Source organism: Marisediminicola senii (assembly GCF_011057645.1).
Taxonomy (GTDB): Bacteria; Actinomycetota; Actinomycetes; order Actinomycetales; family Microbacteriaceae; genus Marisediminicola; species Marisediminicola senii.
In genome coordinates this window covers 19,964-40,986 of record NZ_JAALGE010000011.1, presented here as the reverse complement: position 1 = coordinate 40,986, position 21,023 = coordinate 19,964, and the positions used below count along the sequence as shown (strand labels likewise).

The 21,023-nt window shown below is 69.6% G+C and carries 23 protein-coding genes; 2 read left to right on the top strand and 21 right to left on the bottom strand.

The annotated features are described in order from the left end of the window. Nucleotides 1-6: 6 nt before the first annotated feature. From G5S38_RS06080 to G5S38_RS06005, 17 genes are all read right to left on the bottom strand, one after another. Nucleotides 7-1,437, bottom strand: coding sequence for an AMP-binding protein (locus tag G5S38_RS06080; protein WP_165065864.1), 1,431 nt, complete (start codon nucleotides 1,435-1,437; stop codon nucleotides 7-9). Further along, nucleotides 1,434-2,513: an MSMEG_0565 family glycosyltransferase gene (locus G5S38_RS06075; protein ID WP_165065861.1), complete on the bottom strand. Its 1,080-nt coding sequence runs from the start codon at nucleotides 2,511-2,513 to the stop codon at nucleotides 1,434-1,436. The genes G5S38_RS06080 and G5S38_RS06075 overlap by 4 nt, the downstream gene beginning before the upstream one ends. Further along, nucleotides 2,513-3,352, bottom strand: coding sequence for a carbon-nitrogen hydrolase family protein (locus G5S38_RS06070; protein ID WP_165065858.1), 840 nt, complete (start codon nucleotides 3,350-3,352; stop codon nucleotides 2,513-2,515). The genes G5S38_RS06075 and G5S38_RS06070 overlap by 1 nt, the downstream gene beginning before the upstream one ends. A gap of 27 nt (nucleotides 3,353-3,379) precedes the next feature. Continuing rightward, complete coding sequence (locus G5S38_RS06065; protein WP_201276603.1) at nucleotides 3,380-4,642, bottom strand: MSMEG_0569 family flavin-dependent oxidoreductase; 1,263 nt, start codon at nucleotides 4,640-4,642, stop codon at nucleotides 3,380-3,382. Then, nucleotides 4,639-4,941, bottom strand: coding sequence for an MSMEG_0570 family nitrogen starvation response protein (locus G5S38_RS15510; RefSeq protein WP_201276602.1), 303 nt, complete (start codon nucleotides 4,939-4,941; stop codon nucleotides 4,639-4,641). The genes G5S38_RS06065 and G5S38_RS15510 overlap by 4 nt, the downstream gene beginning before the upstream one ends. Next, nucleotides 4,934-5,800, bottom strand: a complete 867-nt coding sequence (locus G5S38_RS06060) for a carbon-nitrogen hydrolase family protein (RefSeq protein WP_165065852.1) — start codon at nucleotides 5,798-5,800, stop codon at nucleotides 4,934-4,936. The genes G5S38_RS15510 and G5S38_RS06060 overlap by 8 nt, the downstream gene beginning before the upstream one ends. A 2-nt stretch (nucleotides 5,801-5,802) precedes the next feature. Then, nucleotides 5,803-7,215, bottom strand: a complete 1,413-nt coding sequence (locus G5S38_RS06055; protein ID WP_165065849.1) for an MSMEG_0567/sll0787 family protein — start codon at nucleotides 7,213-7,215, stop codon at nucleotides 5,803-5,805. Further along, nucleotides 7,215-8,276, bottom strand: coding sequence for an MSMEG_0568 family radical SAM protein (locus G5S38_RS06050; RefSeq protein WP_165065846.1), 1,062 nt, complete (start codon nucleotides 8,274-8,276; stop codon nucleotides 7,215-7,217). Before G5S38_RS06050 ends, G5S38_RS06055 begins: the two co-directional genes overlap by 1 nt. 9 nt (nucleotides 8,277-8,285) lie before the next feature. Continuing rightward, entirely contained in the window at nucleotides 8,286-8,810 is a 525-nt protein-coding gene (locus tag G5S38_RS06045) for an MSMEG_0572/Sll0783 family nitrogen starvation response protein (RefSeq protein WP_165065843.1), read from the bottom strand. Between the two features lie 48 nt (nucleotides 8,811-8,858). Continuing rightward, nucleotides 8,859-9,680: an amidohydrolase family protein gene (locus tag G5S38_RS06040; RefSeq protein WP_165065840.1), complete on the bottom strand. Its 822-nt coding sequence runs from the start codon at nucleotides 9,678-9,680 to the stop codon at nucleotides 8,859-8,861. 108 nt (nucleotides 9,681-9,788) lie between these two features. Next, entirely contained in the window at nucleotides 9,789-10,235 is a 447-nt protein-coding gene (locus G5S38_RS06035; protein ID WP_165065837.1) for a hypothetical protein, read from the bottom strand. A gap of 33 nt (nucleotides 10,236-10,268) precedes the next feature. After that, a complete protein-coding gene (locus tag G5S38_RS06030; RefSeq protein WP_165065834.1) occupies nucleotides 10,269-11,264 on the bottom strand; it encodes an ATP-grasp domain-containing protein in 996 nt (331 codons plus the stop codon). A 189-nt stretch (nucleotides 11,265-11,453) separates the two neighbouring features. Further along, the gene (locus G5S38_RS06025; RefSeq protein ID WP_165065832.1) at nucleotides 11,454-12,629 is read right to left on the bottom strand and encodes an alcohol dehydrogenase catalytic domain-containing protein; all 1,176 of its coding nucleotides are present in this window, start codon (nucleotides 12,627-12,629) and stop codon (nucleotides 11,454-11,456) included. 138 nt (nucleotides 12,630-12,767) lie between these two features. Beyond that, the gene (locus G5S38_RS06020; protein WP_201276601.1) at nucleotides 12,768-13,922 is read right to left on the bottom strand and encodes a YihY/virulence factor BrkB family protein; all 1,155 of its coding nucleotides are present in this window, start codon (nucleotides 13,920-13,922) and stop codon (nucleotides 12,768-12,770) included. 152 nt (nucleotides 13,923-14,074) lie between these two features. Next, nucleotides 14,075-14,656, bottom strand: a complete 582-nt coding sequence (locus G5S38_RS06015; RefSeq protein ID WP_165065829.1) for a DUF3618 domain-containing protein — start codon at nucleotides 14,654-14,656, stop codon at nucleotides 14,075-14,077. Then, nucleotides 14,653-15,075, bottom strand: coding sequence for a phage holin family protein (locus tag G5S38_RS06010; RefSeq protein ID WP_165065826.1), 423 nt, complete (start codon nucleotides 15,073-15,075; stop codon nucleotides 14,653-14,655). Before G5S38_RS06010 ends, G5S38_RS06015 begins: the two co-directional genes overlap by 4 nt. Then, nucleotides 15,072-15,857: a hypothetical protein gene (locus G5S38_RS06005; protein WP_165065823.1), complete on the bottom strand. Its 786-nt coding sequence runs from the start codon at nucleotides 15,855-15,857 to the stop codon at nucleotides 15,072-15,074. The genes G5S38_RS06010 and G5S38_RS06005 overlap by 4 nt, the downstream gene beginning before the upstream one ends. A gap of 397 nt (nucleotides 15,858-16,254) precedes the next feature. On the opposite strand from G5S38_RS06005, the gene G5S38_RS06000 reads away from it, so the two are divergent. Together G5S38_RS06000 and G5S38_RS05995 are read left to right on the top strand one after the other, a co-directional pair. Next, nucleotides 16,255-17,886, top strand: coding sequence for a cell wall-binding repeat-containing protein (locus tag G5S38_RS06000; protein WP_165065820.1), 1,632 nt, complete (start codon nucleotides 16,255-16,257; stop codon nucleotides 17,884-17,886). 89 nt (nucleotides 17,887-17,975) lie between these two features. Continuing rightward, on the top strand, nucleotides 17,976-18,146 hold the full coding sequence (locus G5S38_RS05995; protein ID WP_165065817.1) for a CsbD family protein: 171 nt from the start codon (nucleotides 17,976-17,978) through the stop codon (nucleotides 18,144-18,146). Nucleotides 18,147-18,219: 73 nt separating this feature from the next. On the opposite strand, the gene G5S38_RS05990 is transcribed toward G5S38_RS05995, so the two are convergent. The 4 genes from G5S38_RS05990 to G5S38_RS05975 form a co-directional block, all read right to left on the bottom strand. Next, complete coding sequence (locus tag G5S38_RS05990) at nucleotides 18,220-18,465, bottom strand: hypothetical protein (protein ID WP_165065814.1); 246 nt, start codon at nucleotides 18,463-18,465, stop codon at nucleotides 18,220-18,222. A gap of 9 nt (nucleotides 18,466-18,474) precedes the next feature. Beyond that, nucleotides 18,475-18,909, bottom strand: a complete 435-nt coding sequence (locus G5S38_RS05985) for a pilus assembly protein CpaE (RefSeq protein WP_165065811.1) — start codon at nucleotides 18,907-18,909, stop codon at nucleotides 18,475-18,477. A 76-nt stretch (nucleotides 18,910-18,985) separates the two neighbouring features. Further along, entirely contained in the window at nucleotides 18,986-20,074 is a 1,089-nt protein-coding gene (locus tag G5S38_RS05980) for a VIT1/CCC1 transporter family protein (protein ID WP_165065808.1), read from the bottom strand. Then, entirely contained in the window at nucleotides 20,074-21,003 is a 930-nt protein-coding gene (locus tag G5S38_RS05975; protein ID WP_165065805.1) for an aldose 1-epimerase family protein, read from the bottom strand. The genes G5S38_RS05980 and G5S38_RS05975 overlap by 1 nt, the downstream gene beginning before the upstream one ends. Nucleotides 21,004-21,023: the final 20 nt, after the last annotated feature.

Here is a 21,023-nt window from a genome sequence, read left to right as displayed (position 1 = left end):
TTACAGTCACTGCACCTCCCAAACGCGCGACCGTCGAACCTTGCCCGCGTCGTCCCGCAGCGGCTCGGTCGTCGTCCTGATCTCGTCGACGATCACCCCGGGCGCCCGCTCCCGCAGCCAGTCGCCGATCTCGGGGGCCGTGACGGTCGCGTCGTCGACATCCGCGATCGCGACGATGCGCTGTCCGAGGTCACCGTCTACCTCCCCGAACGCGACAGCCGACCGCACCACGGGGTGTGCCTCGAGCGCCTGCTCGACGGTGGTCGGCGCGACCTTCTCTCCGCCGCGCACGATGAGGTCGTCTGCGCGCTCGATGATGTACAGGTAGCCGTCGGGGTCGATGCGCCCGAGGTCGCCGAGCGAGTGCCAGCCGTCCCTCGCATTCGTCTCGGCACCGAGGTAGCGGTAGGTCTGCGCACCGCCGCGACGCATCTGCACGAGTCCCACCTCGGAGGCCTCCACTTCTTCGCCCGATCCGGGCTCGACGACGCGCATGCGGGAGCCGCCGATCGGGCGGCCGACCGACCCGGGGTGCTCGAGCCACTCGTCGCCGCGGATCATCGTGAGTCCGGCCGACTCGCTTCCCGCGTAGACCTCCACCACTCTCTCCGGCCCGATCCAGTCGATCCAGCCGCGCTTGGTGGGCTCTGCGCACGGCGCTCCGATGTGCAGCATCGACTCGAGCGACGAGAGGTCGACGGCGGCGCGCTCGGCCGCGGGCAGCCTCAGCATGCGGTGCATCATGGTCGGCACGAGCATCGCCCAGGTGATGCGTTCGCGCTCGATGACCCGGAGCGTCTCCGACGGGTCGAACCGCGGCTCGATCACGAGCGCGTGGCCGGTCATCAGGCCCCGCATGGCGTAGGTGAATGGCGCGGAGTGCGTCAGGGGCGCGACGACGAGCTGCACCGCGTGCCGGGGGATGAACTCGGCGACCCGGGAGGTGGGGTCGAACCTCGCGGGGGCGGTGGCTACAACGATCTTCGGCGTCCCGGTGCTGCCGCTCGACGTGGGCGCCTTCCAGCTCGCGGCGACCAGGGCCGGGCCGGTGTAGCGCGTGTGACCCGTGCGCCCCGATGCGATGACCCGCCTGCCGGGGAACTCGTGGGGCGCCCCACCGACCACCACCCGGGAGTCGGCGCGCTCGACCACGGCGCGCTGCTCCTCGATCGGCAGTCGCGGGTTGAGCGGCTGCGGTGTCGCACCGACCAGCCAGATGGCCGAGCAGGCGACGACGAACTCGACGGTGTTGGCGAGCCGGACGGTGACCAGGTCGTCGGGCACGACCCCTTCGTCGAGCAGCAGTGTCGCGTAGTGCTCGGTGGCAGAGACGAGCTCTTGCCTGGTGAGCGCCGCCGTCCGGTCGCGCACCGACGGGGCGTCAGGCGCCTCGGCAGCGAGCCAACGCAACGCCTCGCCGATGGGCAGCGCAGTCATGACGACAGCGTCCGGTACAGCGCGAGGTGCGCGGCCGCCGCCGCCGCCCAGGTGTACGAGCGCGCGAGCTGCCGACCGCGCTCCGGTGCCCTGCCCGCGAGGCCAGACTCGATGCGGTCGGCGATCGACGCCGGATCGGTCGCATAGCCGACGGCGTCACCGAACACCTCCCGCAGCACCGGCAGGTCACGCGCGACCACGGGAGTGCCCGCAGCCAGCGCCTCCATGGCCGCGAGCCCGAATCCCTCCTTCGTCGAGACGAAGGCCATGATGGATGCCGCGGCGACGAGCGACGGCATGCGCTCCTGGTCGACGGTACCGAGAACCCGTACCGCGATGCCGAGCTCGGCCGCCCGGGTATCGAACGCGTTCCGGTAGTCGCTGTAGTCGAACAGCGTTTCGCCGCCCGCGATCACGAGCGACAGCGCGGGATGCCGTGAACGCACCCGACCGAACGCCTCGAGCAGCTCGATCGTGCCCTTGCGCGGTTCGATGCCGCCGACGGCGAGCACGTACTCCCCCAGTTCATCGCGCCAGCGCGCGCGGTCTCCGCTGCCGGCGGGCCCCGCTGCCCGCTCGAAGGCCGCGCTGTCCACACCGTTCGGAATGACGGTCGCGTCGCGCCCCCATCCGCTGGCCACCTCTGCGGCAACCGACGCTGAGACCGTCACCAGCGCGCGGGGTTCGACGATGGCCCTCTCATGGCATTCCACCAGCTCGGGCGTCGTGAACTGGTCGAGGTGGTGCACGGTGCGGATCGCGCCGTCGACGGCGTTCGCCGAGATGCAGTCCTCGGCGTGCACGATGTCGTAGCCAGCCGGATCGAATCCGGCACGCAGCGTGCGGATCGACCGGCGGATCCGCTCCCCCACGCCCTCCCCGTCGCGGTGCGCGAACGGCACGACCAGAACCCGCACCGACGGGTCGACGGGGCGGAAGAACGCGGTGTCACCGCCGCGTCCGAGCGTGACGACGGTGACGTCGGCACCGGCGGCCGCGAGGGCCTCGGCGAGCGCGAGCGTGTGCACGACGCCGCCGCGGGGTTTCGTCGAGTAGGTGAGAAGGGCAATGCGCATCAGGCTGGTGCGGGCTGGCGGTAGGTCTCGGGCACGCGTTCGTCGAGGTGGTGCAGGACCCGGCGGGCGCGCCCCACCTCGTGCTCGGTATCGAGTGTCGCGAGCGCCAGTGCACCCTTAGCGCCGGTGCGGGCGAGCACGTCACCGCCGGGCCCGACGACCTTCGCCTGCCCGAGGAAGCGGAGCCCGCCGAAGACGCCGGTCTGGTTCGACGATACGAGAACCACCTGGTTCTCTGCCGCCCTGGCGCCGTCGTAGAGGTCGAACAGGCGCGACTGCCGGTCGAGCGAGAGGTTCTCGACACGATCGGTGGTGCTCGCGGGCCACGCCGACAGGCACACGAGCACGTGGGCGCCGTCGTCAGCGAGGGCCCGCGCCGCCTCGGGAAAGGTCTTGTCGTAGTCGATGAGCATGCCGATCCGGCCGACCGGCGTATCGAAGGCGGCGAAGGAGTCGCCGCGCGCGTACACCCGGGATTCGTTCAGGGGCCGGTGCACCTTGCGGTGCACTCCCCATACTGCGGAGCCCGACAGGCAGGCGGCCGTGTTGTACAGCACGCCACCCCGCGCCTCGGTGAACCCGATGCAGACGACCATCTCGCCGGCCAGCTCCCGTACCGCGGCCAGCTCCGGCCCGTCGAGGGCGATCGCGGGAGGGAGCTCCGCGAGGTCGGGCTCGCGCAGGTCGGTGAGGTACCCCCCGAGCGTCGCATCGGGAAACACCAGCAGTGACGCCCCCGCCGCCCGCGCGTCGCCGATGATCCCCTCGACCTTCGACAGCGCACGTGCGATGTCGCGACCGAAGTGCGCCGCGACCGCCGCCACCGTGATCTCACCCATGCGGTTCAGTGTAAAAGCGCGCGCCACTCATGCGGGGGCGCTCGCGCGGGCCGCCGCGATCAGGGCGGTCTGCTCGATCGCGTCGGCGAGGTACTCGGCGTCGCGCGCGATGCCGGCGAAGCGACCGGAACCCCAGGTGTGCAGCCACGGCAGGCCGAGGAAGTAGAGCCCCACTGCGGCGGTGACACCGCGGCGATGGGTCGCGTGCCCCTGTCCGTCGAACACCCCCACCTTGACCCAGCGGTAGTCGGCGCGGTAGCCGATCGACCAGATGATCGACGTGATGCCGGCGGCCTCGAGGTCGAGCGAATCCGGCTCGACGGTCGGACGCCAGACCGGCTTGGTGCGAGATTCGACCGGGGCATCGATTCCGGAGCGATCGATGAACGCGTCGATGTCGTTCTTGATCGACTCGCTCACCGCATCGGCCGCGTCGAGCGACGCCTCGAGCGTCGGCGCGAACGCCAGGCGGGAGCCGTGGAGGGAGGTCAGCCTGCCGTAGAGGTGCATGCCGTCGAGCGCGAAGCGGCGGAGGTCGATGTCGCGACCGCCATCCCGGCCCGTGACGTAGTGGTTCGTGGATTCCCGCTTGGCCAGCCCTCCGGCGTGGGTGTCGACGGGAACGTCGTAGACGCCCATGTCGTGCAGCCAGGCCACGCAATCCCTGCCGCGGTAGAACCGGGCGACGCGAGGTGCGCCGCCCAGCGCGAGGTGCACGTCGCGGCCGTCGAGAAAGAGGTCTTCGGCGACCTGGGCACCCGACTGGCCTGAACCGACGACGAGCACGCCGCCCGCGGGCAACGACGCGGCGTCCCGGTACTCCGAAGAGTGCAGTTGGCGGATCCCCTCGGGCACGCGTGCGGCGAGCGCGGGAACGATCGGGTGATGGTATCCGCCGGTGGCGATCACCACGCTGCCCGCGATGTACTCGCCTCCCGTGGTCTGCACGAGGTAACCGCCCCCGTCGCGCTGGGTGAGGGAGGTGACCTCGACGCCTTCCCGCACGGGTGGGCCGAAGGAGTCGGCATAGCGCTGGAGGAACGCCACCACGTCGTCGCGCTTCATGAACCCGTCCGGGTCGTCTCCGTCGTAGTCGAACCCGGGCAGCCGGCACTGCCAGTTCGGCGTGACGAGGGTGAAGTGGTTCCAGCGACCGTCGCGCCATTCGTGGGCGACCGAATGCCGTTCGATGAGCACGTGGTCGATGCCGCGCCTCGTCAGGTGCCAGCTGAGCGACAGGCCGGCCTGGCCTGCACCGACGATCAGCACGGGCACCGCCTCCCCGGTCACGGGGTGACTTCGGGCAGTGACGGGTGCATGCCGAGGACCGTCACGGTGCCCGCATTCCGGTACCGCAGGCTCGTGGCCTCGATCTCGGTCTTCTGCGCCACCGCCGAGGTGCACTCGAAGCCGTATTTCGCGCGCACGCGGGCGCTCGCCTCGTCGAGGGCCGCACCGGTGCGGGTGACGAACTCCTCGATCGCGTACTGCGCTCCCACGGCGAGGTGGTCGTGCATGACCAGCGATGGCGAATACAGGTTGGCCTCGGTTCCGTCCGGCCATCTCACGGTCACCGTCATCTCAGGCATGGAGCACCTCCCCGGTGCGATAGAGCTCGGGGCGGCGGTCGCCCAGGTAGAACATGGCGCGCCGGGCCGTCTCGAGGGCGCCGGGTATGTCGACGGTCGCGACCGCGAGGCCCGCTCCGACCCCCGTGGTGTCGAGGATCTCCCCGCCGGGCGAGACGATCTTGGCCATGCCGACGTAGCGCAGCGACCCGAAGGTTCCCGACTGGTTCGAGGCCACCCACACGAGCTGGTTCTCGAGGGCGCGTGCCGTGTCGAAGATGGTGAACCTCTTCGTCCAGCGATCCTCGGCGAGGTCGTCGGTCGAGCCGGTGCGTGATCCCGGCCATGCCGAGATGCAGACGATGACCTCTGCCCCGTCGAGCGCGAGCGACCTGGCCGCCTCGGGAAACGCCTTGTCCTGGCAGATGAGCAGGCCCATGCGCCCGATCGGCGTCTCGAACGCGGCGAACTCGGTGCCGGGGTCGTAGGACATGTTCTCGCCAAGGGGCTGGTGCACCTTGCGATGCACGCCGAGGATGCCTGTCCCGTCGAGCGCGACCGCGGTGTTGTAGCGCACCGGATGGTCGTCGGGGCCGGATGCCTCGCAGATTCCCAGCACGATGATGGTGTCACCCGCCATCGCGATCACGCGCGCGAGTTCCGGTCCGTCGAGGCGGAGCGCCGGCGGCAGGGACTTCGGCGTGCGCGGGTCGCCCGCACCACCGAGGCTCGAGAGGTAGCCGCCCAGGGTCGCTTCCGGGAGGGCCAGCAGGTCGGCACCCCGGGCGCGGCTGTCGGCGAGCAATCGCTCGATCGTGGCGTAGTTCTCGTCGAGGTTCCGCCCGAAGTTGGCGGAGGCCGCGGCCAGCGTGGCAGTCATGGTCAGGCCCTTCCCAGTCCGGTGACGGTGTCGGGGACGGCGTCGGTGACGACGCCGTCCGGCCAGCGCAGGCTCACGCCGCGCTGCATGGTGAGCTCCCCGACCTCGGCGGTCGTGGTGAGTGGAGAGTGCATCCGCCCGCGGCCCGCGACGTCGGCCGTGACCATGGCGAACCCGGGAAAGCAGGTGAGCCAGTCGCCCATGGTGGCGCCGTGCGGGGTGGGGATGTGGTCGACGTCGAGCGTTGCGCCGTACCCGCTGGCCTCGGCCATCATGCCGACCGTGCCGACCGCACCGGCCATGCTGATGTCCTTGGCGGCTGCGGGCTGCGCGTCGCGCACCATGCGGGTCAGCGCCTGCAGTTCCGCTCCCGAGCGGCCCGACGACGAGTCCCACTGTGCGCCCTCGAAACCGCGGCGCCACTGGCCCGCGAGGTCGGCGGTGATGCTGATCGCGTGGCCGAGGCGGCCACCGCCGCCGGGTACCGGCCGGTCGGTTCGCCCCAGCGCGGTCACCGACAGCGCCGACGACACCCCCACCTGGGTGTGCCCGCCGAGGATGGGGACGCCCCATGCCCTGGCGCCGCTGTGCAGGCCGTTGAAGATGCGGCGGGCGAAGGAGACATCGCGCGCGCCGATCGCGTTCATGATGCCGACCGGCGCCGCGCCCATCGCCGCGAGGTCGTTGACGTTCACCAGCACCGCGCACCAGCCTGCCCACTCGGGGTCGCGGTCGATGAGCAGCGGGAGGATCGCGTCGGTGGCGGCGATGACGTCGGTACCGGGTACCGGGGCGCCGTCGTCGCCGACGAAGCCGTTGCCCCCCAGCGACTCCGCGCTGCTGTCTCCCCAGGCCCCATACGGTTCGAGCAGGGTGGCGAGGAACGATTTGGTGGATGCGACGAGCGACGCGATGCGGCTGATCGGCCAGCGCATGCGTTCGTGGTCGACGCCGTTGATGTCGACGGCGCCCCAACCGGTCCAGCCGAGTTTCTCGAACATCAGGGTGTTGTCGCGCTGAACGGTGGCCTCGAAGCGCAGTACGCCCTCGGCGAGCGCCCTGGCGCAGGCCGAACGCACGAGTGCCGGGCCGACGCCACCATTTCGGCGGGCGGTCCGCGCGACGACGAGGCGTCCGCCGGTCCACCATCCGAGGTCCCGCCCGGGGGTGGCAGGGGCGAGACGTACCCCGCCGACGACCGTGCCGTCACCCGCGACTGCCACCAGCACGATGGTGCGGGGGTCGTCGTCCGTGTCATCGCGGTCGGAGCCGGCAAAGAGTCCTTGCTCGGCGACGAAGACGTCCCGCCGCAGCGTGAAGTAGGCCTCCCGCTGTGCGCGGTCGGCGTCGACGATTACCCACGAAGTGACATCGGGCGCCGCGGGGGGCGCGCCCATCAGCATGGGCACGTCCATCAGGCACCCGCCGTCTTCAGCATGCTGCAGGCGCCGCAGGCCGCGCAGCCAGCCTTCTGGTCGGCTCCGTGCATGCCCGCCGCGCGCAGCGACCTCGCGACCCGGGAGGTGATGTCGTGCAGTACGTCACGGTGCGGGGCCGGCACGCGGTCCACGTCGGTGGCGAGGGTGCCCTTCAGCGGGCGGAACGGCACGATGAACGGGTAGACGCCCATTTCGATCAGCTCGTCTGCGCCCGCCACCATCTCGTCCGGGTCTTCCCCCATTCCGACCAGCAGGTAGGTCGACACCTGGTTGTGGCCGAACACCCGCACCGCCTCGCGCCAGGCGGCGCGGTACTCGTCGAGGGAGACCCTCGACTTTCCCGGCATCCATTTTCTGCGCACGTCGTCGTCCATCGATTCCACGTGGATGCCGATCGAGCGGGCGCCCGCCTCGTACAGGTCGGTGATGGTCGACAGTTCGGCAGGAGGTTCGCACTGCACCTGGATCTCCAGGCCGGGAACCGCGGCCCTGACCGCCCTGACGCACCTCGCGAGGTGGGTGGCGCCACGGTCGCGGCCGTTCGATGTTCCCGTGGTCATGATCATCTGGGTCACGCCATCGAGGCGGTACGCCGCCTCGGCGACCTCCGCGAGCATCGCGGGAGTCTTGACCGCGATGGTCAGGCCGGCGTCGAGCGACGCTTCGATGGAGCAGAACCGGCAGCGCTCGCTCTCGTCGTAGCGCACGCAGGTCTGCACGACGGTCGTGGCGAGCACGTTGGCCCCGTGCAGCTTGGCGATCTTCTCGTAGTTCACCCCGTCTGCGGTCTCGAGATCGTAGAACCGCGGCCGCCTGACGGGCTGCACGTCGAGCCCGAGGTCGGCGCCGTCGAGCAGGAGTCGCCCGTTCGTCACGACATACGGGCTGTCGGGGTTCAGCGGGATCGCGGCTCCCTCGCCTTCGAAGAGCACGTGGCCGTCGTCGCTGGGGCCAGCGCCCCCGACGCGCCTGACCTCGGCATCGACCCGGATTCCGAGGAGGGCGATGTCGACGCGGGTGGACAGCACGTTGCTCATGGGCGCCGCCTAGAGGTTGTAGGTCGAGTTGATGATGGCGCCCTTGCGGGCGTAGTGGATGATGGCGTCCTGCACGTCGAGGGGGTGGCAGGGAATGACGCCCTCGATGAGGTCCTCCTCGCGCAGGCCGTGCAGCGCGAGCCCGAACCGGCACGCGAACACGGTGCCTCCCTCGGCGATGAAGGTCTCGATGGAGCCGTTCATGTTCAGCTCACCGGGGAACCCGGCGTCGCCGGTGGTCGGGAATCCGCGGGTGGCCATCGCCGCGAGGGTGCCTGGCCCGTAGAAGTAGATGGCGGAATCGAATCCCTTGCGCAATGCGCGGGTGGCCTGCAGCACGGCGACGAAGCTCACCGACGACTCGTGCGGGATGCCGTGGATCAGGGTGAAGTAGGTCTCGCCGTCTTCTGCCTGGTAGTCGGGGAACACCTTCGTCGAGCCGTAGATGCTGCTGCCCTTGGGCAGCGACGGGTGCGGGATCTCTGCGAGGGTCTTCTCGATGTTGGCGAGGATCTCGTCGTCGAACATTGCCATGGGGTTCTCCTTGTATCGGTGGTGGGGCGAAACGATCGGAAGGGATGTTCAGGATCGGTAGAGGGCGTCGAAGTTGTCGCGCAGAAAGAGCCGGCCGAGTTCGGTGTCCTTGACGGCCGCGCACATGCGGGCGAGTTCGCCCTCGTGGTCGCCCCACGGGGCGTCGCTGGCAAACAGGATGCGGTCCTCACCGAAGCCGCGCCGCTCGATCTCCTGCACGAGCCAGCGCGGGGCGAAGCCGATGGTCCAGCTGGTGTCGGTGTAGACCTTCTTGCCGGCGGCGATCCAGTCGAAGAGCCGACCGCCGATGAGCTTCATGTGACCGCTCATGCCGCCGCCGAGGTGAACCAGGTGGATCTTCACGTCGTCGCCGTACCTCTCGACGAGGTGCCCGACGTTGTCGATGTCGGATGAGCCCCCGGGGCTGGTGTGCACGTGCACGACGAGGTCGTGGGCCTGCGCCGCCGCGAAGATGGCATCGAGCTGCGGCGCGCAGTCGTCGTCGGTGGGGCTGCCGCCGAGGAGGAAGCTCGTCTTGAGGGCGCGCACGCCCGCCTCACCGGCGAGGGTCAGAGCCTCGGCGGTGAGCGCGGCGTCGGAGGCCTTCGGCGACACCCAGAGCCCGGCGGAGATGCGCTCGTGGGCCTGGCCGGCTTCGACGGCCAGCTTGTTCAGCTCGAATGCCGCGGTCGCGATCGGCACGCCGTAGTTCGGGAGGACGAGCGCGCGCTCCGTGCCCTCGCTATCGAGGTCGGCGATCAGCTCCGCTATGGTTGCCCGTGCCGTCGTGTCCGCCCGGATCGGTGGCCCACCGTAGAACGGCCATTCGGGCAGCACGCCGATGTGGCGATGCGCGTCCGACGTGACCATGGCCTCCATGTACCCAGTACAGGGGCCCGCCATTGCCGAATGGTTTCGACAGGACTACGACCGTGTTTCCCCCGGTAACGTTCTCGGGTCGCGCAGCTATGAGCGGCGTTACGCGGCGTCCTCGGCCATGCTGATGAACCCCACGGCGGCGAAGTAGCTCTTCGAGAAGACGACTTCCGCGTCACGCATCTGGGTGTTGTCGATGATGTAGGCGATATTCACCGGCAGGTTCTGCATCGACAGGTGGATCGTCTCTCCCGCGATGCGCGCGCACAGCACGAGCCCGAACACGATCAGGTCGGCGCTTCCGTCGTCGTTCACCCGGATCATCTGCGGGTCGGCCGTCGACAGGTCGACGCCGCTCTGCTCGAGGTGGGCCACCGTGGTGTGGAACCGGATGGGCTCCTTCGCCACGGCGAGGCTGTAGTCGGGGCGATCGGATCCGGGGAGGATGCGCACGAGTTCCGCGCGCAGGGGCAGCTGGGCCGCGAGGTCCGGCGGTGCCGTGTCGACTCCGGTGATGACGATCTGGGGACGCTCGTTCGCCTGGGTCATGCCGCCAGTGTAGGCAGCAGACGGTAGCTTTCCTCAGGAAGCCGCGCCGCGTGCCTCCGGGTACCGCTCGTCGAGCAGGCGCCCGAGCAGTCGGGCGATCTGGCGGGGACCGGATGCCGGCGCGACCGCTTCGACGTCGGCGTTGTAGTTCGTGTTGGTGTTCACGTCGTAGGTCACCACGCGGCCGTCGACGGTCTCGATGAATTCGATGCCGGCGACCTCGATGCCCAGTGCTCGGGTGAACGCGCGGTACTGGTCGACGATCGGGTGGTCGAACCCGGCACGGAGCGAGAACAGCTTCTGCCCGTCGACGGGGGCGATGGTCGCGCCGGGGGGCATGATGAGCTTGCCCGTCGTGAGGTCGACCTCGCACGCGTCGGCCGGGCACAGCTGATAGCCGCCGCGGGCGGTGTCAGCGGCGATGGCGTAGACCAGCTCCCCGTCGACGATCTCGACGCGCGTGATGCGGGGCTCCGCGGGCTGGAGGTATTCCTGCACGAGGGTGACGCCGTCCTGCGGCTCTTCGTAGTCGCCGGATTCGACCCAGGCGGCGAGCTCGGCGACGGAGTCGAACCGGCGCACGCTGAGGCCCTTGCCTCCCTGGTTGTGCTTGACCATGAAGGGCGTGGCGAATCCGCTGGCCGCGTCGACGATGTTGCCCCGGCCGATGGCGGCCCTGGTGCGGGGAACGTCGATGCCGAATGCCTTGAGGGCGGTGAGCTGGTCGACCTTGCTGACCTCGAGCTCGAGCACCCGGCGCCCGTTCACCGTGCGGCGGCCATGAGCCTCGAGCCAGTTCAGCACCGACCGGGTGTACTCCTTGGTGAGGTCGTGGCCGCGCGTGTGCGATGACGCGCTGATGCGTGACCAGAAGATGCCCTCGGGCGGCACCTCGTCGAGGTCGAGCACACCGTCGACGAGCAGCCACTCGGTGAACGGCACGCCCTCGGCTTCGAAGGCGGCGCGGAACGGTCCGAACCATTCGGGGTTCTCGTGGATGGCGTAGACCATGGGCGTGCTGGGGGCCATTGCGGTGCACCTTTCGGGGGCGGTCGAGTCGGGGCGGTCGAGTCGGGAGCTGCGAAGTCTGGGCGGCGGAGTCGGGGCTGCGGAGTCGGGGCTGCGCACCCTGGCTGGCGACGGCGGCGTGGCCGTCACGCGCAGAAGGAGACCCGGCCAGCGTGCACCGGGTCTCCTTCTGATCTTGCCTGATGCCGGTTAGGGCTTCAGGACCACCTTGATGCAGCCGTCTTCCTTCTTCTGGAAGATGTCGTACATGTGCGGCGCATCGTCGAGCGGCACGCTGTGCGTGACGAGGTCGTTGATGCCGAGCGGGTCGGCCGGGTCCTCGACGATGGGCATGAGCTCGTCGATCCAGCTCTTGACGTTGCACTGTCCCATGCGCAGGGCGATCTGCTTGTCGAACATCGACATGAGGGGCATGGGGGATGCCTCGCCGCCATACACACCGCTGAGCGAGACCGTGCCACCTCGGCGTACGAGGTCGAGTGCCGGGTGCAGCGCGGTCAGGCGGTCGATCCCGCTGGTCTCCATCGCCTTCTGGGCGAGCTTGTCCGGCAGCATGCCGACGGCAGCCTGCATGAAGGCGGGGAAGCCCGAACCGTGCGCCTCCATGCCGACGGCGTCGACGATGCCCTCGGGCCCGCGGCCGTCGGTGAGGTCGCGCAGCTGCTCGATGGTGTCGTCGCCCATGTCGAACGCCTTGACGCCGTGGCGCTCGGCCATGGCGCGGCGCTCGGCAACGGGGTCGATGGCGGTGACGTCGTAGCCGAGGTGCACGCCGATGCGGGCGGCGAACTGGCCGACCGGGCCGAGTCCGAACACGGTCAGCGATCCACCGTCGGAGACATTGGCGTATTTCACGCCCTGCCACGCGGTGGGGATGATGTCGCTGAGGAAGAGGTAACGCTCGTCGGGCAGGTCGCTGCCGACGGGGATGGTGTTGTAGTCGGCGAGCGGGACCCTGAGGAGCTCGGCCTGGCCGCCCGGCACCTGGCCGTACAGCTTCGAGAAGCCGAACAGCGAAGCCCCGGAGCCCTGCGAGTGCACCTGGGTGGTCTCGCACTGCGACTGCAGTCCGCGCACGCACATGAAGCAGTGGCCGCAGGCGATGTTGAAGGGGATGACGACGCGGTCGCCGGGACGCAGCGACGTGATGGCCGATCCGACCTCTTCGACGATGCCCATGGGCTCGTGGCCGAGGATGTCGCCCTTGTCGAGGTAGGCGCCGAGGGTCTCGTAGAGGTGGAGGTCGGAACCGCAGATCGCCGTCGAGGTGATGCGGATGATGGCGTCGGTCGGTTCCTGGATCGTGGGATCGGGAACTTCGTCGACGGAGACGGAGCGCTTGGCTTGCCAGGTGAGGGCCTTCATGGGGAATCCTTTCGCCGCCCCGTGGGCGTACGCGCATCGGGATGCGACGCGACGACCCGGGGGTGTTCTCCAGTGTGGCGACTCCCGTCGGGGTGGGGCAGGGGCTTGCGCCCGGCTGCCCCTGCCCCTATGACCGGCTTACTTGCGGCCGCGGAACCAGCGTCGGCCGGATGGCGCGTTGCGCTTCGCTTGCTTCTTGGCCGCGCGCGCTTCGGCCGCCTCCTGGCGGGCCTGTTGCTCCTGCTCGAATGCCGCCTCCTGGCGGATGCGGCGGCCCTCGGCGACGTCCTTCGCCTCTGCGGCCGCGGCCTTGTCGCTCTTCTTGGTGCCGCGGGGAGGGAGCTGGATGTCTTCTTCGGCGGCGATGCCCGCCTGCAGCTGGCGTCCGCGCTCGAGCTCGGCGTCGAATTCCGCTCCGAACAGCAACGCGAGGTTGGCAATCCAGAGCCACAGCAGGAAGACGATGACGCCGGCGAGCGGACCGTAGTTGCTGTCGTAGCTCGTCGAAATCGAGACGTAGAACCCGAAGGCCACCGAAGCGACGGCGAGCACGACGATGGCGAGCAGGGCGCCGATGCTCATCCAGCGGAATTTCGGCTGCTTCGCGTTCGGAGTCGCGTAGTACAGGATTGCGACCATCACCACGAGGATCGCGGCGAGCACCGGCCATTTGGCGATGCTCCACACGATCTGCACGGTCTCGCCGAGGCCGAGCACGCCCGCGATGGCGTCGGTGACCGGGCCGGAGATGACCAGGATGATGATCATGGCGAGGATCAGCAGGATGCCGGTGAGGGTGACCAGCAGCTGGAGCGGCTTGAGCTTGAGGAAGGTGCGGCCTTCGTCGATCTCGTAGACACGGTTCATGGCGCGGGTGAATGCGCCGACGTAGCCGGAGGCCGACCAGATGGCGAGCACGATTCCGGAGACCAGGGCGAAGCCGGCGGCGGGTGAGCCGGCGAACGACTCGATCGGTCCCCGCAGAACATCGGCGGCGCCACCGGGGGCGATGTCGGAGATGACCTGCAGGAGTGTGTTCGTGGTGGTCTGGGGGTCACCCACGACGCCGAGCAGGGAGATGATCGCGATCAGGGCCGGGAAGATCGCGAGCACCGCGTAGTAGGTGAGCGCTGCGGCCAGGTCGGTGCACTGGTCGGCGCTGAACTCGCGCATGGTCTTGCGCAGGATGTACTTCCACGATCGCCCCTCCATCTCGGTGGGCGAGTCCGGCTTGCGTGAGTCGTCGGGGCTGGGTGCGTCGGCGAGCTTCTGGCTCGCGCCGGTGTCAGACATCGGTTTTCCTTCGTGGTCATGTGCTGCGGAGTCGTCTAACTGGTGAAGCGTTGGAGCGGTGATTCGTCGGTGCACCGGGGCGGTGAGGCAGAGCCGCACAACGCACGAGTCGGGGGGCCGCCTCAGCGACCCCCCGACAGTGTGGCATCAGATCAGGACTGCTGGCCCTGAACGGCACCCTTCGCCTGTGCGGCGTCGTCCTTCACGGTGTCCGCGGCCGAGGTGGCCTCCGACGAGACGGTGTCGGCAGCGGAGGTCGCGGTGTCCTTGACGGCGGCGGCGGCTTCCTGCGCGGGCTCGCGCAGGTGGTCGGCGGCTTCCTGCGCGGCGTCGGTGACCTCCTGCACGAGGGGCTGTGCCTTCTCCTTCAGCTGCGATGCGGCCTCGGTCTCCCGCGAGCTCGCCGGGATGAGCGACGAGACGAGGTAGCCGATACCGAAGGCGATGATGCCCACGGCGATCGGGTTGCCCTTGGCCTTGTCGACTGCGGCGCCCGGGGCGTCGGAGACCGACCCCGAGGCCGACGAGGCTGCTCCGGATGCTGCATCCTTCGCATCGCTCGCAGCACCCATCACGCGGTCGCGAACACCGCCGAGGGCGCCCTTGACCTTGTCGGTCTGGCGGCCGACGACCTTCGACGGCGTGACCTTGTCGGCCAGTGCGTCGACGTCGAGGCCGAGTTCTGCCCTGGTGCGCTCGATGTCGGCGCGGATCTTGTCTGGGTCGTTCGTCATCGGTTTTCCTCGTTCTTCTTGAGCGTCTCGGGAATCTTCTTGAGTGAATCGACGGTCTGGGGTGCTCCCTTGACCGTCTTCATTTCCTTGCGGCCGAGGATGAAGAGCACGCCGGCGGCGATGCCCCAGATCATGGCAACGATGACCGCTGCCCAGCCGATGCTGTCGATGAGCTCGGCGAGACCCCACCACAGCGCGAGGGAGAGGAACAGCACGGCCATCAGGCCGGCGTATCCCGCTCCGCCGTAGAGGCCGGCCCCGGTTCCGGCCTTCTTGGCGGAATCGGAGACCTCGGCCTTGGCGAGGGCGATCTCCTGGCGCATCAGCGTGGAGACATCCTTCGTAACCTCACCGAACAGCTGGCCGAGCGACTCGGTGCGCGCCTTCTGCTCAGCGGGCGTCTCGTACGCGTCACTCACCTGCGGTAGTCCTCGGTGTCGGTCGTTCCGGTGCGGATGACCTCGGTGTCGAGGTCGCGGGCGAGCGGGTCGCCGGAGCCATAGGTGTCCTCGACCACGATGTCCTCGACGACCACGGCATCGGTGTACAGCGGAGCGACGGGCTCGACCAGCGCGGGCGCCGGTGCCGCCTGCGAGGAGGCGCCGGTGCCGGTGACGGCGGGGGTGTCGTTCTTCTTGTCGTCGGCGTTCGATGCGACGACCGAGCGCGTGAGGCGCCCGGCGACGATGCCCGCGACGGCGGCGATGGCGATGAAGGTTCCGGGGCGGCGGCGGGCGAAGTCCTTGACATCGCTGAGCAGGTCGGCGGGCTCGCGGCCGTCGAGCCAGCTGGCGACTCCGCTGGCCCTCGAGGCCGCTTCGCTGACCAGGTTCGCGCCCAGTCCACCCTGCTCGGAGCTTTCGGCCATGGTCTTCAGCTCGTCACCGATGGAACGGAGGCCGGTTGCGGCTCGCTGCGTCTGCACGCCGGCCTGGTCGCCGAACTCGCTCTTGGCCTGACCGAACAGCTGCTTGGCCTGTGCGGTCGCTTCGGACGCGACCTTGCCGGCCTCGCCCTTCGCGGTGCCGGCGACCGACTTGGCCTGGTCGACGGCGGAGGATCCGACCTGGGCCGCCTGCTCCTTGGCGACGCCAGCGGTGGCGGCGGTGCCAGACGACGAGCCGGTCGACGACGAGTCGTAGGAGGGCGTGGGTGGCGTAGGGGACGTGAGCGGTGTTTCCGGGGGGAAGCTCGAAGACATTGTTTTACCTTTCCGTGCATGACAGTCGGACCAGGGGGACTGGTGCGAGACCGGTGCTTGTGATGGCAACGGTAGGTTTCACCGGGAGTTCGAACCAGCCCCTATCCGCACCGGAGGGGGGTGGGATATAGTCCCGCGCTGCCGCGCGGCGAGCGCGCGTAAAACCACAGGAACGCAGCCGATACCGGTAATGACACGCCGCTCAGGAGCACTTTCCCCGAAGTGGGGGGCAAAGCGCGTCGCGCCACTCACCTAGGCTCGGGGGATATCGACATGGTCCGGGGGGACACCAATGCGTTTTAAGTTGATCTATGTGGCAATTTCGTCACTCGTTGTTTCAACTATGGCGCTGGGGGCGCCGGCTGTTGCAGCGCCGACTTCTGGTGACGGTTCCACCGTGGGTCTTCAGAGCAGCGTCGCCGAGGCGACGCCAGGGGTGACACCCGAACCGACCGCGATTCCCGAGCCTTCCGCGGCACCCGATGCGCGAGTGGATGCCACGGCGCCCGCACCGGCACCCGAAGCGGTCACCGCACCCGAAGGCCCCGCCCCGGTCGAACCCGCGGCACCCGCGCCCGCCACCGCGCCCGACCCCGCGGCACCGGATGCCGTCGACCCCGAGCCCACCGCGACCGCACCGGCTGCTGACGACTCGTCGGCGAGCACGGGCCTCGCGCTGTCGTCGGCCGCGGCATCCACCCAACGATTCGGCGGAGCGGATCGCTTTGCCGTCGCGGTGGGCGTCTCCGCCACCTACTCCCCCGGCGTTCCGGTGCTCTACATCGTCAAGGGAACCGACTATCCCGATGCGCTGAGCGCGGCCCCGGCGGCGATCGCCGGCGGCGGACCCCTGCTGCTGACCCTGCCGACCTCGATCCCGGACGGCATCCGCAACGAGATCCGCCGCCTCAGGCCCGCGAAGATCGTCGTCGTCGGCGGATCGTCGTCGGTGTCGGACTCGGTCTACAACGAACTCGCCGGCATGACTCCGAGCATCGTGCGCCTGGGCGGCGCCGACCGCTACGAGGCATCGCGTGCCGTCGTCGACTACGCGTTCGGTCGCACCGGCGCGAACCGCATCTACCTGGCGACCGGGGCGAACTTTCCCGACGCGCTGTCGGCGAGTTCGGCGGCGGGCAACATGTCGGGCGGCGTGCTGCTGGTGCCCGGCGCCAACGGGTCGCTCGACCAGCCCACCCTCGGCCTGATCGACAAGGTCTCGCCGTCGGACGTCGTCATCGCCGGCGGACCGGCGTCGGTCTCGACCGGCATCGAGTCGCAGCTCAAGGGAATGAGCTTTCCCCGAGGGTCGATGCGCCTGGGTGGCGCCGACCGGTTCGAGGCCTCGCGCAACATCAACAAGGAGGCCTTCCGCAGCGCATCCTCGGTGTTCATCGCCACCGGCCACAACTTTCCCGACGCGCTGACCGGCGCGGTACTCGCCGGCAAGACCCGCGCGCCGCTCTACGTCTCGCGCGACAGCTGCGTTCCGCGGGACATCGCCTCCGATATCTCGGCATTCGCCCCGGCGAGGGTGAACATCCTCGGCGGCCTGTCGTCGATGTCGTCGGCGATCGACTCGCTGACCCCGTGCGCCGTGGTCTCGTCGTGGTACCAGCCGTTCGACAAGTACTTTCCCATCACGTCGAACTACGGCTGGCGCATCCACCCGATCACCGGGGTGCGCACCATGCACAACGGCACCGACTGGTCGGGCAGCGGCATCACGGGCTACCCGATCCGGAGCATCTCCGACGGAACCGTGACCCGCGTCAACAACTCGTACTCCACGAGCGGCGAGGGCAACTCGATCACGATCATGCACTCCGGCAACACCGACAGCCGGTCGATGCACATGCGCGCTCCGACCACCCTCCGGGTGGGCGACCGGGTGAGCGCCGGCCAGGTCATCGGGTACGTGGGCACGACCGGCGGTTCGACGGGCGCGCACCTCCACCTCGAGGTCAGGGTGAACGGTGGCTACGTCGACCCGCTGGCGTTCCTCAAGGGCTATCCGTATGCACCCTAGGGATCCAGCGCAACCCCGTGCGGCATCCAGCACGCACCCGTACGCTGTGACCGTGGTGTTCCATGCCACCAGAGAGAAAGTAGGTTGCCATGGGTAACGACGACAAGCTCCAGAACACCGGACAGGACCTCGCAGGCAAGGCCAAGGAAGCATTCGGCAAGGTCACCGGAAACGAGTCGACCGAGGCCGAAGGCAAGAACGACCAGGCCGGCGCGAAGCTCAAGCAGGCTGGCGAGAACGTCAAGGACGCGTTCAAGTAAGCCGCACCAACGACAACGCCCCGTCCGCACACTGCATTGTGTGCGGGCGGGGCGTTGTGGTTAGCGGATCGGGTCAGTGCTCGCCGTGGTCGGCGGCGACGTAGCCGTCGCCGTGACCTTCCCTGCCTTGCTCCCCCGCCGGCCCCAGGCCGTCATGGGATGGGGTGGATGCCGGCACGGCATCCTCCCCGTCGGTGTCGGTTCCATGGTCGACGGGATGCACGATCCCGTCGTCGCCCGGCTGCGCTGCGGCGGTCGCCGCGTCGCTGTCGTCGTGGTGGTGGACTTCGTTGTCTGGTGTGTTGTCGTGATGGGTCATGAACGCACGCTACGCCTTCGGCGCCGCTACCGACAGGTCGATCAGGTGCAAAAGCGCCCGCCCGTAGGCGTCGGCCGCATCGGCACCGGCGAAGGTCAGCGTCTCGCCGTCGATCACGGCGACGACGCGGTGCACGCGGGGGTCCTCGTCGTCGTCCACGCGGGCGAGCGACCGGAAGGTTCCGCGCAGCAGTTCCCGCAGCTGGTCCTCCCTCGGGAGCCACAGCGACTCATCCAGTTCGATGGAGTCCAGCGCCCATTCGGTGGTGCCGTTGAAGCCGAGCACGGTGCCCGTCGGGTACTCGTGCGCCTCGACGGTCATGTCGCTCACGTGGAAGACGTCGCCGTCGGCCTCCGGACGGTCGATGCGGAAGGCGTCGCCGGCACGCGGCTTCCAGTCGAGGCCGGAATCCCGCAGGGCACGCGCTAATTCGGTGGAAATCATGCGCCATTATCCCCACACCCGGCTGGGCGGCGGCGGCCCGGCCTCCCGCGCGGTCATCGGCCGGCCCGTCGCCGCGTCAGGCGACGGTGCCGAACAGCAACCCGAGGAGGTAGGTCGCGCCGGCCGCGCCGAAGCCGATCGCGAGCTGGCGGAGGGCACGCAGCAGGGGCGGCCCGCCCGACAGCAGGCCGACGACCGCGCCGGTGCACAGCAGCGCGATGCCCACCAGCACCGCGGAGACGGCGAGCGCCGTGAGCCCCCCGGCGCCGAACAGGTACGGAAGGATCGGGATGGCGGCACCGGTGGCGAAGAAGCAGAAGCTCGACGCGGCGGCCCCGATGCCGGTGCCGACGGCTTCGTGGGTGAGGCCGCCCGGGGCGGTGTCGCGCAGGCTGTGGTCGGCCAGCATCTCGGCGGCACGGGCGGCCGCGACATCCGGAGCCATGCCCCTCGCCCGGTAGACGAGGGTGAGCTCGTTCGCGTCGACGTCGAGGTCGGGCACCGCGTTGCCGCTGTGCGGGTTGGGATCTGCCGCCTCGAGCAGCTCGCGCTGCGACCGCACCGACACGTATTCGCCCGCGCCCATCGACAGCGCACCGGCGAGCAGGCCTGCCACCCCGGTCACCAGCACGGCGGCGGCGGGCATTCCGGTTGCACTGACCCCGGCCACCAGGGCGAGGTTGCTGACGAGCCCGTCGTTGGCGCCGAACACGGCGGCGCGGAAGGTACCGGAGAGCCGCTGCCTACCCCGGGCGGCAAGGCCGCGCACGACCTCCTCGTGGATGCGCTCGTCGGCGGCCATCGCGGCGGTGGCGTCGCGGTCGTTCTCGTATGGCGACCTGGCCTCGGCCCGCTGGGCGAGGGCGAGCACGAACACCGAACCGAAGCGCCGGGCGAAGAAGCCGAGTGCGCGGGTGCGGAAGTCCCCGGCGAGCGGCTTGCCGACGTTGTCGCCGAGCAGGTCGATCCAGTGCTGTTCGTGCCGGCCCTCCGCCTCGGCGAGCGCGAGCAGGATGTCGCGCTCCTCGCCCGTGCGGCGGGAGGCGAGGTCGCGATAGGTCGCGGCCTCGGCCCGCTCGTCGGCGAGGTAGCGCCGCCAGCGTCGCAGGTCGGCGGGCGACGCCGGGTTGCGCGAGTCGTGCGTCGGCACGGTGTCACCCACCATCAGTCGCCGTTCGGCTCGCCCGAGTACCGGATGCCCCACTGCAGGCTCCACGATTCCCCTGGGGTGAGCCAGCGCAGGCCCTTGCCCGAGTTGAAGGCGTCGGCGGGAGCGGTCATCGGCTCGACGGCGATCGCGAGTCCGACTCCGTCGCCCCGGGGGAATTCGCGGTTGGTGTAAGCCTGCACATACGCGAACTCTGCGTCGCGCCACACCTCGACCCAGCGCCCGTCGGGTGCGGTGAGGCGGTGCGAGGCATCCGGATCGACGTCGCCGAACGCGGCATTGACGTCGAGGTCGCCCACCACCGCTCCCCCGCGCAGGTCGAAGCGGGTGCCGGTGACGTCGGTCTCGGCGACGGGGTTGAACCGGTCGTCGACCTCGAAGCGCGTGCCGGCGGCCAGCTGCAGGGTGAGCTGCTCCACCGGCACGTCGCCGAGGCGCGGGTAGGGGTGCGCGCCGACGGCCACCGGTGCCGCGGTGTCGCCGATGTTGTGGATCACGTGGGTGACGGTGATGCCGTCGTCGACGAGCTCGTACCGCACCGACGTGTCGAGCTGGAAGGGGTAACCGTGCTGGGGAAACACCGTCGCGGTGAGCGTGATGGCGTCGTCCGAGCGTTCGGCCACCCGATAGGCGGTGTTGCGCAGCAAGCCGTGGGTGGCGTTGCCGTGCTTCGGCTCGGTGAGGTCGAGGCGCTGCTGTTCGCCGTCGAGCACCCAGATGCCATCGCGGATGCGGTTGGGCCACGGCACGAGTACCAGGCCGGATCCGCCGGGCGGCAGCGAGGTCTCCGGGTAGGTCTCGACCAGGTCGATTCCGTCGACGGTCAGGCCACGGAGCCCGGCCGCGACCTCCGTTATGATTGCCCGTGCCTGTCGGGTGCCCCGCGTGCGCGACAGCGTGAACTGTTCTCCCGTTGGTGTGCTCATGCGCCCACACTAGGCGAGAA

Excerpts from the sequence above, each read along its gene's own strand:
- G5S38_RS05985 (WP_165065811.1), bottom strand. The coding sequence starts at position 18,909 with ATGATTTCCACCGAATTAGCGCGTGCCCTGCGGGATTCCGGCCTCGAC.
- G5S38_RS06040 (WP_165065840.1), bottom strand. The coding sequence starts at position 9,680 with ATGGTCACGTCGGACGCGCATCGCCACATCGGCGTGCTGCCCGAATGG.
- G5S38_RS06080 (WP_165065864.1), bottom strand. The coding sequence starts at position 1,437 with ATGACTGCGCTGCCCATCGGCGAGGCGTTGCGTTGGCTCGCTGCCGAG.
- G5S38_RS06020 (WP_201276601.1), bottom strand. The coding sequence starts at position 13,922 with ATGTCTGACACCGGCGCGAGCCAGAAGCTCGCCGACGCACCCAGCCCC.
- G5S38_RS06005 (WP_165065823.1), bottom strand. The coding sequence starts at position 15,857 with ATGTCTTCGAGCTTCCCCCCGGAAACACCGCTCACGTCCCCTACGCCA.
- G5S38_RS05975 (WP_165065805.1), bottom strand. The coding sequence starts at position 21,003 with ATGAGCACACCAACGGGAGAACAGTTCACGCTGTCGCGCACGCGGGGC.
- G5S38_RS06025 (WP_165065832.1), bottom strand. The coding sequence starts at position 12,629 with ATGAAGGCCCTCACCTGGCAAGCCAAGCGCTCCGTCTCCGTCGACGAA.
- G5S38_RS06035 (WP_165065837.1), bottom strand. The coding sequence starts at position 10,235 with ATGACCCAGGCGAACGAGCGTCCCCAGATCGTCATCACCGGAGTCGAC.
- G5S38_RS05980 (WP_165065808.1), bottom strand. The coding sequence starts at position 20,074 with ATGGTGGGTGACACCGTGCCGACGCACGACTCGCGCAACCCGGCGTCG.
- G5S38_RS05995 (WP_165065817.1), top strand. The coding sequence starts at position 17,976 with ATGGGTAACGACGACAAGCTCCAGAACACCGGACAGGACCTCGCAGGC.
- G5S38_RS06055 (WP_165065849.1), bottom strand. The coding sequence starts at position 7,215 with ATGGACGTGCCCATGCTGATGGGCGCGCCCCCCGCGGCGCCCGATGTC.
- G5S38_RS06070 (WP_165065858.1), bottom strand. The coding sequence starts at position 3,352 with ATGGGTGAGATCACGGTGGCGGCGGTCGCGGCGCACTTCGGTCGCGAC.
- G5S38_RS15510 (WP_201276602.1), bottom strand. The coding sequence starts at position 4,941 with ATGCCTGAGATGACGGTGACCGTGAGATGGCCGGACGGAACCGAGGCC.
- G5S38_RS06030 (WP_165065834.1), bottom strand. The coding sequence starts at position 11,264 with ATGGCCCCCAGCACGCCCATGGTCTACGCCATCCACGAGAACCCCGAA.
- G5S38_RS06015 (WP_165065829.1), bottom strand. The coding sequence starts at position 14,656 with ATGACGAACGACCCAGACAAGATCCGCGCCGACATCGAGCGCACCAGG.
- G5S38_RS06045 (WP_165065843.1), bottom strand. The coding sequence starts at position 8,810 with ATGGCAATGTTCGACGACGAGATCCTCGCCAACATCGAGAAGACCCTC.
- G5S38_RS06075 (WP_165065861.1), bottom strand. The coding sequence starts at position 2,513 with ATGCGCATTGCCCTTCTCACCTACTCGACGAAACCCCGCGGCGGCGTC.
- G5S38_RS05990 (WP_165065814.1), bottom strand. The coding sequence starts at position 18,465 with ATGACCCATCACGACAACACACCAGACAACGAAGTCCACCACCACGAC.
- G5S38_RS06050 (WP_165065846.1), bottom strand. The coding sequence starts at position 8,276 with ATGAGCAACGTGCTGTCCACCCGCGTCGACATCGCCCTCCTCGGAATC.
- G5S38_RS06060 (WP_165065852.1), bottom strand. The coding sequence starts at position 5,800 with ATGACTGCCACGCTGGCCGCGGCCTCCGCCAACTTCGGGCGGAACCTC.